Origin of the sequence: Exiguobacterium sp. s143 (assembly GCF_018618895.1) — a bacterium.
GTDB classification, from domain to species: domain Bacteria; phylum Bacillota; class Bacilli; order Exiguobacteriales; family Exiguobacteriaceae; genus Exiguobacterium_A; species Exiguobacterium_A abrahamii.
Genome location: NZ_JACSMX010000004.1, coordinates 25,680 through 39,274 on the forward strand (window position 1 = coordinate 25,680; position 13,595 = coordinate 39,274).

The 13,595-nt window shown below is 49.1% G+C and carries 14 protein-coding genes; 11 read left to right on the plus strand and 3 right to left on the minus strand.

Annotated features, from left to right (window positions below; genetic code table 11):
* Positions 1-22: 22 nt before the first annotated feature.
* Genes KNQ03_RS13090 through KNQ03_RS13120 form a run of 7 tightly spaced genes read left to right on the plus strand, consistent with a single transcriptional unit; the run spans position 23 to position 6,962 of the window.
* Positions 23-934 (plus strand): NAD-dependent epimerase/dehydratase family protein, encoded by a 912-nt coding sequence (locus tag KNQ03_RS13090; protein ID WP_214725084.1) that lies wholly within the window; start codon positions 23-25, stop codon positions 932-934.
* Positions 916-1,770 carry a lysylphosphatidylglycerol synthase transmembrane domain-containing protein gene (locus tag KNQ03_RS13095; protein ID WP_133208393.1) on the plus strand — a complete coding sequence of 285 codons (855 nt, stop codon included), beginning with the start codon at positions 916-918 and terminating at the stop codon, positions 1,768-1,770. The genes KNQ03_RS13090 and KNQ03_RS13095 overlap by 19 nt, the downstream gene beginning before the upstream one ends.
* Entirely contained in the window at positions 1,767-3,203 is a 1,437-nt protein-coding gene (locus KNQ03_RS13100) for an alkaline phosphatase family protein (RefSeq protein WP_214725086.1), read from the plus strand. The genes KNQ03_RS13095 and KNQ03_RS13100 overlap by 4 nt, the downstream gene beginning before the upstream one ends.
* Positions 3,200-3,928 (plus strand): glycosyltransferase family 2 protein, encoded by a 729-nt coding sequence (locus KNQ03_RS13105; protein ID WP_050678465.1) that lies wholly within the window; start codon positions 3,200-3,202, stop codon positions 3,926-3,928. The genes KNQ03_RS13100 and KNQ03_RS13105 overlap by 4 nt, the downstream gene beginning before the upstream one ends.
* Positions 3,925-4,659, plus strand: a complete 735-nt coding sequence (locus KNQ03_RS13110) for a hypothetical protein (protein WP_244290068.1) — start codon at positions 3,925-3,927, stop codon at positions 4,657-4,659. Before KNQ03_RS13105 ends, KNQ03_RS13110 begins: the two co-directional genes overlap by 4 nt.
* Positions 4,660-4,671: 12 nt before the next feature.
* On the plus strand, positions 4,672-5,589 hold the full coding sequence (locus KNQ03_RS13115; protein WP_029342865.1) for an FTR1 family iron permease: 918 nt from the start codon (positions 4,672-4,674) through the stop codon (positions 5,587-5,589).
* A complete protein-coding gene (locus KNQ03_RS13120) occupies positions 5,586-6,962 on the plus strand; it encodes a hypothetical protein (protein WP_214725088.1) in 1,377 nt (458 codons plus the stop codon). The genes KNQ03_RS13115 and KNQ03_RS13120 overlap by 4 nt, the downstream gene beginning before the upstream one ends.
* Before the next feature lie 72 nt (positions 6,963-7,034).
* On the opposite strand, the gene KNQ03_RS13125 is transcribed toward KNQ03_RS13120, so the two are convergent.
* Together KNQ03_RS13125 and KNQ03_RS13130 are read right to left on the minus strand one after the other, a co-directional pair.
* Positions 7,035-7,601, minus strand: a complete 567-nt coding sequence (locus KNQ03_RS13125; RefSeq protein WP_149427988.1) for a GNAT family N-acetyltransferase — start codon at positions 7,599-7,601, stop codon at positions 7,035-7,037.
* A gap of 98 nt (positions 7,602-7,699) precedes the next feature.
* Entirely contained in the window at positions 7,700-8,317 is a 618-nt protein-coding gene (locus tag KNQ03_RS13130; RefSeq protein WP_058265694.1) for a YitT family protein, read from the minus strand.
* Positions 8,318-8,727: 410 nt separating this feature from the next.
* Here KNQ03_RS13130 and KNQ03_RS13135 point away from each other — a divergent pair, with 410 nt between their 5' ends.
* Entirely contained in the window at positions 8,728-10,077 is a 1,350-nt protein-coding gene (locus KNQ03_RS13135) for an FAD-dependent oxidoreductase (RefSeq protein WP_058713917.1), read from the plus strand.
* Between the two features lie 135 nt (positions 10,078-10,212).
* Here the strand turns inward: KNQ03_RS13135 and KNQ03_RS13140 are convergent, their stop codons facing one another.
* Positions 10,213-10,695: a VOC family protein gene (locus tag KNQ03_RS13140; RefSeq protein WP_214725090.1), complete on the minus strand. Its 483-nt coding sequence runs from the start codon at positions 10,693-10,695 to the stop codon at positions 10,213-10,215.
* Between the two features lie 131 nt (positions 10,696-10,826).
* On the opposite strand from KNQ03_RS13140, the gene KNQ03_RS13145 reads away from it, so the two are divergent.
* From KNQ03_RS13145 to KNQ03_RS13155, 3 genes are all read left to right on the plus strand, one after another.
* Positions 10,827-11,711, plus strand: coding sequence for an SDR family oxidoreductase (locus tag KNQ03_RS13145; protein ID WP_029342871.1), 885 nt, complete (start codon positions 10,827-10,829; stop codon positions 11,709-11,711).
* A gap of 341 nt (positions 11,712-12,052) precedes the next feature.
* Entirely contained in the window at positions 12,053-12,604 is a 552-nt protein-coding gene (locus tag KNQ03_RS13150) for a maltose acetyltransferase domain-containing protein (protein WP_035395634.1), read from the plus strand.
* A 97-nt stretch (positions 12,605-12,701) separates the two neighbouring features.
* Positions 12,702-13,586 carry a hypothetical protein gene (locus KNQ03_RS13155; protein WP_251140313.1) on the plus strand — a complete coding sequence of 295 codons (885 nt, stop codon included), beginning with the start codon at positions 12,702-12,704 and terminating at the stop codon, positions 13,584-13,586.
* The last annotated feature ends 9 nt before the right edge of the window (positions 13,587-13,595 follow it).

The following is a 13,595-nucleotide window of genomic DNA, read 5'->3' on the forward strand; positions in this document are numbered from 1 at the left end:
GAAATGGAAACGGAGGGATAAGATGAATATCGGAATCACAGGAGGTGCCGGCTTCATTGGCGCCGCCCTCGCCCTCCGGCTCCAGCAGCACCATACCGTCCATGTCCTTGATGCTTTCACGGACTATTATGATGTTCAGTTAAAAGAAGAACGAGCAGCTGCATTAAGACGTGCCGGTGTTACCGTTACGACGGGTGACGTTCATCACGATCTCGACGCCTGGATGGAGACATCGTTCGACGCCGTCTTTCATCTCGCAGCTCTTCCAGGTGTTCCGCGTTCGCTCGAGGAACCGCATCACTATATTCGTGAGGACATCGATATGACGGTGACCTTGTTAGAAGCCGCAAAAAGACATGGCATGCCGCATGTCTTTTTCGCGTCTTCTTCTTCCGTTTACGGGGAACAGACTGGTCCGCTGAAAGAAGATCAGGCAACGGGACACGTCGCCAGCCCTTATGCGGCAGCCAAGTATAGTGCCGAAAGCTTTTGTCATGCTTATGCTCATTTATATGATGTAAACGTGACGCTGTTTCGCTTCTTTACGGTCTATGGTCCTTCGGGTCGTCCTGATATGGCGCTGTTTCGATTCATCGAACAGGCATTACGCGGAGAGGCACTCACCGTCTTCGGTGATCCGATCCGTGACTTCACGTATATCGATGACATCACCTGTGGAATGGAACAGGCATTGCTGGCTCGTGCAGTCGGGACGTATAACCTCGGCGCGAATCAGCCGGTCTCCGTCCGCACTCTAGCTGAACGGATCGGTCAACGGTTTGATGTGCCCGTGCAAACTCAAACTGCACGACGTGGGGACGTGACGATGACATGGAGTGATACGACGGCTGCAAAAGAAGCATTCGGTTACCAACCGTCAATCGAGATCGATGTTGGACTGGAGCAGGTGATCGCGTGGCATCAAAACCGCTGATTCGAACGTTCCTGTATCTGACGCTTACCGGGCTTGTCATCTTTTTACTGCTCCGTTTTTTCCTGGAGTTGCCGGTCTCGTATCGGTACATTGAAGCTTTATTCAAGAGTCCCTGGACGATCCTTGCGACCTTGACGTATGCGATCGCCTTTTATTTACGCGCGGTCGCCTGGCGCCGCGCCGATGCCAAACGTGCACCGACTGCTGTATACCTGTCGAGCCTGTATCTCGGACTGACGATCAATCATCTCTCACCGGTCAAACTGGGAGAGATGATCCGACTCGTGACGGCGAGAGCCGTCGGAAGTCCATGGAAACAGACGAGCGCGATCTTCGTCTTACAACGAAGTATTGACTTGATCGTTCTGTGTACCTTCATTCTGATCGGTTGGTTGTTTCACCCAATCGTCTTGCTCGTCGCGCTCCTTGCGACCGCGTTATTGCTCGTGTTACGCCGACATGTCCCGCATCTCCCATCGCTCGTTCTGTTCGGAACGCTCGCTTGGGCAGTCGAGGCACTCGCCGTCTTCCTCCTCTTGCACGGAGCAGGTATCGATGTGTCCTTCCCGACGACATTGATTGCGATGAGTGCCGGTGTCCTGTCCGGTGTGATTCAGTTCACGCCGGGTGGCCTCGGTACGTATGAACTTGCGATGGGTACAGTGTTACGGCAAGCCGGTGTTGCCCATGCGTACGACGTTGCCTTGATGACGCACTTCTTTAAATATGCCTTTGCTTTTCTCATTCCGCTGTACGTTCTCATTCGGCATCCGGCTACGCTTCGGTTGTTGGTTCGTCAGCTCAAATACACTGATTGGAAAGGAGGAAGACGATGAAAAGTGCTTCTCGCTTTGAAAAAGTCGCAGCACGCGCCTGGAACTTACTCAATGAAGGAAAACCCTTCACACCCATTTTTACGATCGGCGTCTTCTTGACGTACGCCTTATGGACGCAGATGCCACTCGCAGAAGCTGGTCTTGGTTTCATCGTGACGCTTCCTTTATTTATCTTGCTTTGGCGTTATGACTTTCCGTTATTTTTACGAAATTACCTTTGGATCCCGGTCATCGTTTGGCTGTTCCTTCGGGGTACGAATGCAGATTACTTACCTTTGTTCGCCTATGGCGCAGGTCTCTATTTCTTCTTTACGATTTTTTTCTGGGGAACGATCTATTATCATCTCCGGATCGGAACGCGCTGGACGAACTTCACGCGTTTTTGGAAACTCGTTCTGAAGAATAGTGATTCGACAAGTGGTAACGCGCAGGAGCAACTGCCTAAGGTTGCTCTGTTGCTCATGTACTGGTGGACGGCAAGTGACGCATCGACACTCGACATGACGTTCGTCTGGTTCCCAATTGGTCTATTCGTCTTTGCATGGATCCTACATCACTACCTGTTCGACTGGAAACCGAAGTTGCCCGAGGCAATGACGGCAGATGCCGATCTTCCGACTTCAGAAAAAGTCTATGTTCTGATTGTCGACGGGATGCGTAAAGATCGCTACATGGCAGCAAACACGCCGTTCCTCGAACGATTGCGTCAGGAAGGAACGGAATATACGAATATGGAGACTGTCTACCCTGCCCGGACCGTCGTCTGCTTCAGTTCGATGTTCACGGGTGCTCGCCCAGAAGATCACGGCATTCATTCGAACATGGTCTGGAATACGACCGGTGTTAAAACGGATACTGTCTTCGATCGTCTCCGTGCCGTCAATAAATCAGGAAAAATTCTTGGCATCGCGCACCTTGTCGATGCGTTCGGTTCAACCGATGTACGGACCGTCACGGCGGTCATGCATAACGATGTCGCGGATCGAAATATCATAGAACGTGCCAAACAAATCGTCCATGAAGAGGATCCGGATCTGCTCGCGATTCAGTTGATCGGAACGGATCAAACAGGACACAGTCGGGGCACCCTCTATTCCGAGTATGTTCAAAAAATCGAAGAAGCGGATGCATTACTCGCTGAATTTTGTGAGGAGCTCGATCGTCTCGGTAAACTCGAGGATGCGACACTCATCGTCATGGCAGATCACGGTCAAGCGGACGGAATCGGTGGACACGGTCACTTGGATGAAGGCGAACGGTTCGTTCCGTTCTGGATGTATGGTAAGAACGTTCATGCCGGTCTGAAAGTGGATACGCACCGCCATATCTTGTCACTCGGACCGACGATCACAAAAGTCCTAGGGGCAGACATCCCGCACGATAGCCGTGGTGTGCTGTTGACAGAAGCGTTCAAGGAGGCGAAGTCTAAATGAAGATCATCGTCTTTTTACCGGCCCACAATGAGGAAGTGTCGCTCCCGCTCGTCTTAAAACGAATTCCGGACATGATTGACGGCATTCCAGTCGAGACCCTCGTCATCGACGACGGCTCAGTGGATGCGACGAGTACGATTGCGCGTCAACACGGCGCACATGTCTATCGGTTCGAACAAAATCAAGGACTCGGCGCTGCAGTCCGGGAAGGACTCCGCCAGTCCTACGAACTCGGCGCTGATGTTGCTGTCATGATTGATGCGGATAACGAATATCCTGCCGATCAAATTCCAGATATCGTGCGACCGATCTTACACGATCAGGCCGACTACGTATTCGGTTCCCGCTTCCTCGGTACCGTCGACGGGATGCGGCTCTATCGCTATATCGGGAATCATGTCTTCACGTGGTTGCAATGCCTTTTATTGAAACGTAAAATCCATGATGGTCAAAGTGGGATGCGTGCTTTTTCACGCGCAGCGTGTCACCATGCTGAGATCATTCACGATTATAACTATGCCCAAGTATTGACCCTCAATCTCGTCCGAAAAGGCTTCCGCCTTCACGAAGTTCCGATTCGTTATCGGGTCCGGGAAGCAGGAAAGTCCTTTATCCGTCTGAATTATGTCCAACGTGTCCTCCCAGCGATTTACCGGGAGTGGCGACGACCGATCACACAGCTTAGCGTTGAAGAACGCATGGAACGAAAGGAGCACCTCGGATGAAACGCCTTCTTTTGCTACCGCTCCTCCTGCTCTCACTGTTCGTGAGCACTTCCACGGTTTCCGCTTATAGTTACGGAGACCCAGGAAAGGAAGCTTTTGCGGAAGCCTATAAACAATTTGAAGAACAAATCGATGCCAAGGATTACGCGCTTGCGAAAGAGACGCTTGCCGCCTATGATAAAGAATTCAAACTGTATTTCCCTGAAGCGAAAGCGAAGATCGACACGGCTCTCGAACAAGAAGATGCCGAGGCTGCCAAACAAGCGTATCGCGTCGCTCTCCGCCAAAATATCGAACGTCGCCTGCACTTTGCTGAAGAGCAGTTCGAGGACTTCGGTCAAGCGAAACTCTTACTCGCGAAAGCCCGCGGGACATACGATGTGCTCGCACCTTACGTCAAGGAAAGCAAGAATGCACAAACATCCGATGACGTGTATACTGCATTTGATGAATCATTAAAGGCACTCGGAAATCCTGGTCTGTTTGGGGTCGGGAAAAAAGCGAGTGATGAAGAATCCTTCAAGAAAAACATTACGATGATCGAAGATACGTTGACGCCTCTCTTCGTCCTGCCGGGTGAAGAAAAAACAGGCGTCTTCACAGAAGAAGACTCCTTCCTCGGTCAAACGTTCGGAACGGACGCGATTTGGAAATTGATTGCGCTCGGACTCGTCATCGTCCTCATCGTCATCGTCGTCATTGGTCAATGGAAGAAGAAACGCCGCTCATAAGGAGGAAGACAGATGGATTTTCAAGCGTTTTTGATTACGCTTCGGGAGTGTCTCGAGGCTGTTCTCATCGTTGGGTTGATCTTAGGTTATCTCGATCGATTGAACGCTCCACAATATAAAAAGTGGGTCTACGCAGGTGTCGGGTTGGCACTTCTCGCTAGCCTTGGTGTCGCGTTCCTGTTCCAAGTCGTTTTTACGAGTTTTGCGAGCTTCGGAAGCGATACGTATCTTCGTCTCGGCATCATGATGGTCTCCGTCCTGCTCTTGACACACATGGTCCTCTGGATGGGAAAAGAAGCGAAAGAGAATCAAAAAGCCTCCCAAGCGAAGGTCGCAGCTGCCGTCTCGACGGGTAGTGCCATCACGATGATCATCCACTCCTTCCTCGTCATCGTTCGAGAAGGAATTGAGACCGTCTTCTTCTTCGCTGCCATCTCAGGTGGGGAAATCGAAAAAGTACTAACGAGTTACGGTGCGGTTTCCGGTCTGTTACTCGCCTTGATTTTCGGATACTTATTCGTTTCCGGCTCTATGAAGATTCCCGTCAAACGCTTCTTCCAAGTGACGGGTGTACTCATTCTATTCATCGCAGCCGGCATGCTCGTCCAAACGATTGGACGCTTCCAAGATCTTGGTTTGCTCGGTAGTCTTTTGATGAATGCTGATGGCACACCAGCTGCTGTATACAATATCGTCGGCTTCATGCCGGAGCACTATATCGATCAGGTGCAATACTTGCGTGATACAGGAAATTCAACATTGATCAGTGGACAGATCGGAACGTTCATGGGTGCGATGTTCGGATACAGCCATAACCCCTCGCTCGAACAAGTCGTCGCTTGGTGGGGCTACTTCGCCTTTGCCGGTTGGATGTTGCTCCGTCAAAACAAACCATCGAAGTCATCAAAGTCCTTACAGGAGGTTTCTTGACCGTCCGAAGCGATCGTTCACGTCCGCGTGGACGATCGCTTTTTTGGATCACGTTGCTATTTATCGGTGGCTGGATTGGTTTACGGATCAGTTACGTCAGTCCCTTCATCGCGAGCTACGATATTGCGAACTTCACGTTAGCTGTGACCGATTATGATCTGGCTGATTTACGTCCGCACTTTCCGGGTTATCCCTTTTTCATCTTATTTGCCAATCTGTTTCTGCCGCTGATGATACCTGTCAAAGCGCTCGGACTCGTCTCTACACTAGGACTGGCAAGTGCGCTCTTGCCACTTTACTCGCTCTTTCGCCGTCATGCCTATGATACGGCTCGACTGATCGCTGCCTTTACCGTTCTCTCCACTGCCTCACTCGTGACGTTTGCTGCGACAGGGATGTCGGATGGGCTCGCCCTCGGACTACTCGTCTGGTACGGCTGGAGCATCGAACGCGCACGGCATCAGATTCGTCGCTGGCTTCCGTATCTTCTGTTCGGTTTACTGATGGCGACTCGCCTATCCTACGCGCCATTTGGTTTCATGTTGCTTGTCCTGCTGTGGCAGGTACGAAAGGATTACTGGCAACTCTTATCCGAGTGCGCCCTTCTTGTTCTGGCGCAGCTTGCTTGGTTGCTACCGGTCGCTTTTTCTGTCGGTGGACCCTACTCGTTTCTTCAATTATCACTTCGCTTCGTCAGCGGTCATTTTTCCGATTGGGGTGGTTCTGCTCAGACCGATGACGCTTCTATCGTTCAACGATTTGTTCAAACACTTCAGCAACTCTTCTGGCATGGGATCGGCTATGGCACGTGGATCGGACTAGTGTCAGGACTGATGCTGTTTTTACGAAAACGTTGGGCGGTCGATGTCGCTTGGGGAGCGACGGCTGGACTCTATTTCGTCTGGGTCTGGCTCGGACAAAATATCGATAAACCCCGTCATGTCTTACTGCTTGTCCTATTGCTACTCATCTGGTTGATCCGTCAGCTTCCGTTGCGGATGTATCTGCCGTTTTTAGTCATTCAGTTGACGATCGGTAGCCTCGCGTTAAACGAGCAAGCAACGCGTCCTCCGGCAACGATTGAACTGGCGCGTTACGTAGCGACTCTTCCAATCGGCGCGACAGTCTTTACCGACGAGGAAGCTCGCCAATTCCAGTCCGAACGACCGGATGCCGCGATCGTTCCGATCGGATCGATCAGTAAATGGAACGCAGAACCAAAATCCGACCAGAGTTACGTGACTGGTCGATTGCTCGAGCGCCTCCACGCTCAAGGCGTACGACCAAAAGTCAAACAAGTCGTCCGCTTCACGAGTGATGCCCGCTACGAACCAGAAGACGCGCAAGCGATGCTGTATCAATTAACGCCTTGACGGCACGACTACACCCATACGAAAAACCATGTCGATTCCCGAATAACACCGTGGAAATCGATATGGTTTTTTTCATTGCTGCGTATCGTAACGACGTTCCATATAATCAAAGGTACCGCCGCTGATTTCAATCGTCCGGACTGGTTCGAAGCCGAGACGACGATACAGTCGCTGTGCTCCTGCATTCGTTTGATCAGCGTTTAAGGTGAACGCTTGTAGTCCTCGCTTTTCCCCTTCTTCCGCTGCTGCCTGCAATAATTCCGTTCCAATTCCTTTTCCACCATGACGCGCGTCAACCGATAAAGTATCCAAGTAATAGACCGGTCCTTCCGTCTCGACGTCGATCCGGACGTCTTGACCCGTCCAGCGCTTCAGTTGTGCTTTGATCGGTTCGTCGAGTCGTTTCGCATCCGTCCCGGCATATGCAATGACGATACCTGCTACTTCACCCTCGATGATTTTCACGAGGATGTTTTCATGACTCAATCGGTTTCCTGTTTCAGCGACGAAGTACGCGAGTCGCTCTAAAACTTCCTCCCGCTTTTTCGTTCCCGTCAGTGTCTCAGCAATCTCATGAATCGCCTGCTCAATCAACGGGGCAATCTGTTGCGCTTCAGAAGCATGTGCTTGTCGAATCATCTCATCCTTCTCCTTTCGTTTTTCTAATCCATGAACCTGAAAAATCGGACTCGACGATGTCGAATCCGATACATGATTTTTTTAGACATTCATCTGTCTCACTGCGTGACTTTTTGTACGACAGGTGCCGGTACGATGACAGGCTCCCGTGTCATGACAGCCACGACACGTCCAGCGATCGCTACAGCCAGTAACGTATATAACGTTAAGCTGAGCGGCAGATAGACGAGTGAGATGATTAACACGATGGCATCGAGTCCGAACAAGATCGTTCCGATCGATAGACCTGTCAGTTTACTGAGTCCCATCGATAGCAAATCGTCTCCACCTGTTGCCGCTCCACTTTTCAAAACAAGTCCGAGACCATATCCGGTCACGATTCCGCTAGCGATCGCTGCGATGAGCGTCGCTGGCCAAGCCTGTTCTGGAAAGTGGAACAAATCGAGTCGGTGCCACATCTCATAAAAGACTGATAACGCACCTGCTGAGAGTAACGCTTCGCTGACGAAACGTTTCCCTTTGAAGTACAAGGCACCGATGAAAAATGGAATATCGAGCACGATCATTGAGATCGAAGGATTGATATCAAAAAAGTATCGACCGAGCAACGATAATCCGATAAAGCCGCCTTCTGCTAATCCGAACTGTTCATTCAATGTGTAGTAACCGAACGCCATGATCAGCGTCCCGGTTAAGATGGTTGCGATTCGTTTCATGTTTTATTGTCCTCTCCCGTTTACATCGTGGGAGAGGTTTTATACGTCCCGTTTGGGTATTCATCTATTTTCGCTCTCCCTGATTTTTATAAGCCATTACCGTCTGTTCGTTATGACCGGTACTGCTAAAAATCAGGTAAGCTGAATAGATGATTGGTCCTCTCGGTATCCATCGGTTTCCACCCCTTCATTAAAAATCTATTTTCATTATAACCCGAATTTCAGTAACTAAAACAGTTTTACGCATTCTTCACATAATCCAAACACTTTTGCTCACTCATTCACAATTTAGACAAGATTATGCTCAATGTTGAACAAACCACTTGAAAACGACCTTGTGAAGGATTACACTAAGTATATCAAATGAATGTGATATTTATCACAAACAAAACACAAAGGAGACTTTACCCATGAAAGTAGCAGTCATCGGATGTACACACGCAGGAACAGCAGCAGTCAAAGAACTCGCTTCACAACAAGACGTCGAGATCACCGTTTATGAGCGGAATGACAATGTATCGTTTCTCTCTTGTGGAATCGCGCTTCACGTCGGTGGTGTCGTCAAACATGCGGAATCGCTTTTCTACTCATCACCAAGTGAACTCGCTGAACTCGGCGCTGAGATGCGTCTGAAACATGATGTACTTGAAATCGATAGTGAACGCCAAACGATCGTTGCGAAAAACCTCATGACTGGTGAAGTCGTTCACGATACGTACGATAAACTCATCATGACGACTGGATCATGGCCAATCATTCCGATGCTTCCCGGCATCGAATTGAATCAGATCGAGCTCTGTAAAAACTATCACCACGCTCAAACAATCATTGAAAAAGCGACAGATGCAGAGCGGATCACAGTCGTTGGTGCAGGGTATATCGGTGCTGAACTCGTCGAAGCGTTTGAAGCATACGGAAAAGACGTCACGTTCATCGATAGTGCGGATCGCATTCTCAACAAATACCTCGACCGCTCGTTCACTGACGTCATCGAACGTGAATTGACAGACCGTGGTATTCGCCTCGAACTCGGACAAACCGTCCAAAGCTTCAAAGGGGAAAACGGCGCCGTGACACACGTCGTCACAGACAAAGGAACGTTTGAAACGGACCTCGTCATTCTCTGTGTCGGTTTCCGCCCAAGTACGGAACTCTTAAAAGGACAGGTCGACATGCTACCGAACGGTGCCATCATCGTTGACGATTATATGCGGACAAGCAACCCGAACATCTTTGCTGCTGGTGACAGCTGTGCCGTCTATTACAATCCAGCTCGGACACATGCCTATATTCCACTTGCAACGAATGCTGTCCGGATGGGAACATTAATCGGTAAAAACTTACGCGCACCAAAGATTCGTTACCAAGGAACACAAGGCACATCTGGTCTTCGCCTATATGATTTGAACATCGCGTCGACTGGTTTGACAGAAGAAGCGGCACCCTTGTTCGGACTCGAAGTGAGTAGCACGACAGTCACAGATGCGTATCGCCCAGAGTTCATGCCAACAGCAGAAGACGTCCAATTGAAGCTCGTCTTCGAGACAGCAACCCATCGTGTCGTCGGTGCACAAATCATCTCAAAAGTGGATTTGACACAGGCGATGAACACACTGTCAGTCGCCATTCAAAATGATATGACACTTGAAGAGCTCGCTTTCGTCGACTTCTTCTTCCAACCGCACTACAACAAACCGTGGAACTTGCTGAACCAAGCAGCTCTGCAAGCGATGAATGAACGTCAATCCGCTCGTGTCTAAGCGCATTACACGATCAATCAAACAAGCAACGAATCATCGTTGCTTGTTTTAGACTGAAGACAACGTGCAATTTTTCTCTAACGAGAAGGATTGCACTTTTTTGTTCGTCTCGAATCGTTTTAATGAAAACACCAGTTATATCGTCTTTTTCTCCGATTCAGTCTCAAATAGATGTTGCCAGTCTTGATACGGCATCGTGCCATTCACTATTTCCATGTCAAAGCGTAACGGTGCGATCAACTCGAGTGAATTTCCATCTGGATCCTCGAAGTAGATCGCCGCGTGCGCATGTGGATGGTTATCGAGAACAAGCGGTTGATCGGCTGCCGCTACACCAAAGGCGGATCGGACTTCAATCCCTCTCTCCTTTAACCAGTCCTGTGCTTTATCGATATTTTCTTGCTCCATCCGAAACGCCACATGTCGAATCGATGGATGATACGGTAACTCGGCTTGACCAGCTTTCCATAAACCTAACCAACTCTTGCCATGCTCGATCCAAAAGAAAGCGACGCGTTCATTTCGGAACGCACATGCTAGACCTAATTTTTCGTAAAAGATAATCGATCGTTCAAGTTCTTTGACCGGTAAATGAGCTTCATACAATCCAGTAATCATCTTCTTCACACTCCTCTTTTTCTAGTGTAAACCATCAATTTCCAAATTTACTATCATCAGAAACGTTTAATCCGACCTGTTGAGGGAACATACACCCTATACCAAAACCAACTTTCAGGAGGAATGATTACATGGCTGCATCGAAAAATCCGTTAACCCAATACTTCAATGACGATTTCCCAAAACAATATCAGGACGCACCAGCGGTTCAAGCAAAAATGGAACCTGTTCCCGATTGTGGCGAAGAGAGTTATAAAGGCTCTGGCAAATTGATCGGCAAAAAAGCACTGATTACGGGTGGCGACTCCGGCATCGGCCGAGCAGCAGCCATCGCTTACGCTCGTGAAGGAGCTGACATCGTGCTCAACTACTTACCGGAAGAACAACAGGATGCGGAAGAGGTTAAAGCACTCGTTGAAGCAGCGGGACAAAAAGCATATCTCTTACCTGGTGATTTAAGTGATGAAGCGTTCTGTGGACAACTCGTCAAAGAAGCACACGAATCGCTCGGTGGACTCGACATTTTGGCGCTTGTTGCAGGTAAACAACAAGCCGTCGAAGATATTCTCGACCTGTCAACGGAGCAATTACGTAAGACATACGAAATCAATGTCTTCTCCCTCTTCTGGGTCGTCAAAGCAGCCTTGCCACTCTTAAAAGAAGGGGCTTCGATCATCACGACGACATCCGTTCAAGGATACAACCCAAGCGCGAACCTCTTGGATTATGCATCGACGAAGTTTGCCATCAACGGGTTCACGCGCGGACTCGCTAAACAAGTCGCACCAAAAGGAATCCGTGTCAACTCCGTCGCACCTGGTCCGATTTGGACACCACTTCAAATCTCGGGCGGTCAGCCAAGCGAGAACATTCCAGAGTTCGGACAGGAAACACCACTGAAGCGCAGTGGTCAACCGGTCGAACTGTCGGATGTGTATGTTTTCCTCGCTTCAGACGCTGCGAGCTATGTTACAGCGCAAATCTATGGTGTCACAGGCGGAATCGAATTAGCATAAGAATTGCATTTGACGGGAATGACTCAAAAGTCAGTTTCTACAAAGACCAGGGTGGCAGAATGATAATCTGCCACCCTTTTCTCGTAAAAAAAGAAGTGCTCGTTACACGCGACTCCTACAGGAAAAAGCGCATTTTTGCGCTGTCAGAGACAAACAAGACCCGCTTTCCTGCTGAAGAAAGCAGGAAAGCTGGCTTGTGTCTCGCCTCAGGAAAGGGCGTGAAAAGACGAGTCACTCTTTTTTGAGTCAGCCCCCTTTACGTATATCTTAACGGGATATCAGTTGCATCACCGGGTACCATTTAGTCTAATGAAAGTATTAACGATGAAGGAGTGAATCAGATGACTGAAAAAGAAAAGATGATTCAAGGGGAACTCTACTTAGCACAAGATCCGGAACTCGTAGCTGACCGTATCCGAGCACAATCGCTCTGTTATGAGTTCAATCAATTGAGTGTTCATGATGGGACTAAACGGAAAGCACTTCTTCAACAATTATTCCAGACGGAGCAAGCCGACTTTTACATTGAACCGACCTTTAAATGTGATTATGGCTATAACATCACATTAGGGGCTCGCTTTTATGCCAATTATGACTGTGTCTTGCTCGATATTTGCCCGATTACGATTGGTGACAACTGCATGCTTGCTCCAGGAGTACATATCTATACTGCGACCCATCCACTCGATCCTGTCGAGCGCAACAGCGGTTATGAATTCGGAAAACCGGTCGTCATCGGAAATAATGTCTGGATCGGTGGACGTGCGGTCATCAATCCCGGTGTGACGATCGGAGATAATGCTGTCATCGCCTCAGGTAGTGTCGTCGTCAAGGATGTACCGGCAAACAGCGTCGTCGGTGGAAATCCAGCCCGAGTCATCAAAACAATCTAATTCTCATCAAATTCTAATCTGTTCCTCAGCTTCCTTTCACATGGTCTGGTTATTCTATGTATAAGAACAACAGCCACTACTAAAGGAGGACATCATCATGACTGAAAAACGAACAGATAAAGGGAATAAACGTTTCAAAAAAGGAATCGCTACACTTGCCGTAACGGGTACAGTCTTAACAGGAGCCGGAGCGTTTCTCCTCTTCACAGGTCCAGGACACTCTCTCGTCAACTCGACGGTCACCACTTCACAGCAGGCAGAGCAAAAAGTCGAAGCTGCTTCGCGCCAAGTCGAACAAAAGCTTCCTGCTTCGATGCGTGACGATCAAGAAATCGAAGGCACATTGCAAAAAGTATCGGATCGTTCGATGACGATTGACGTCAACGGTGACACTCAGACGTATGACTTTGCTTCGTCAGTCGAACGCGAAGCCGTGCAAGAAGGCGATTGGGTCAAAATCGATCTGAATGCGAATCAGCAAATCACGGAACTTGAGCGAGAAGATCAAGATGATCGGAATGACCGAGAGGACGATGGCAATCGCTCAGATGATTCATCGGATGATGCGAATGAACGATACGGCATCCTTCGTGCCCTATCACAAAGTGAATTGACACTCGAACAAGATGGACAAGAGACGGTCTACGCGATTGCGGATCGTGCGGAACGCGACGCTGCGAAATCTGGGGATATCGTAAAAATCGAATTGAATGCGGACGGTCAAGTCCGTGAAATCGACCGTGACGATGACGACGAGGATCGTAATGCTACACGCGACGAAGACGGTGACGATGCACGGGAACAAGAAGTCCGCGGCACGCTCGCTAAAATAACGAATCAAGAAATCATCATCGAACAGAATGGTACGCAAAAATCGTACTCTCGTGCATCAAACATGGAACAAGATGATGACATCCGAGTCGGTGGTTCCGTTAAACTTGAGTTAAACGCGTCAGACGAAGTGACAGAAATCGATGAATGATCATTAAAG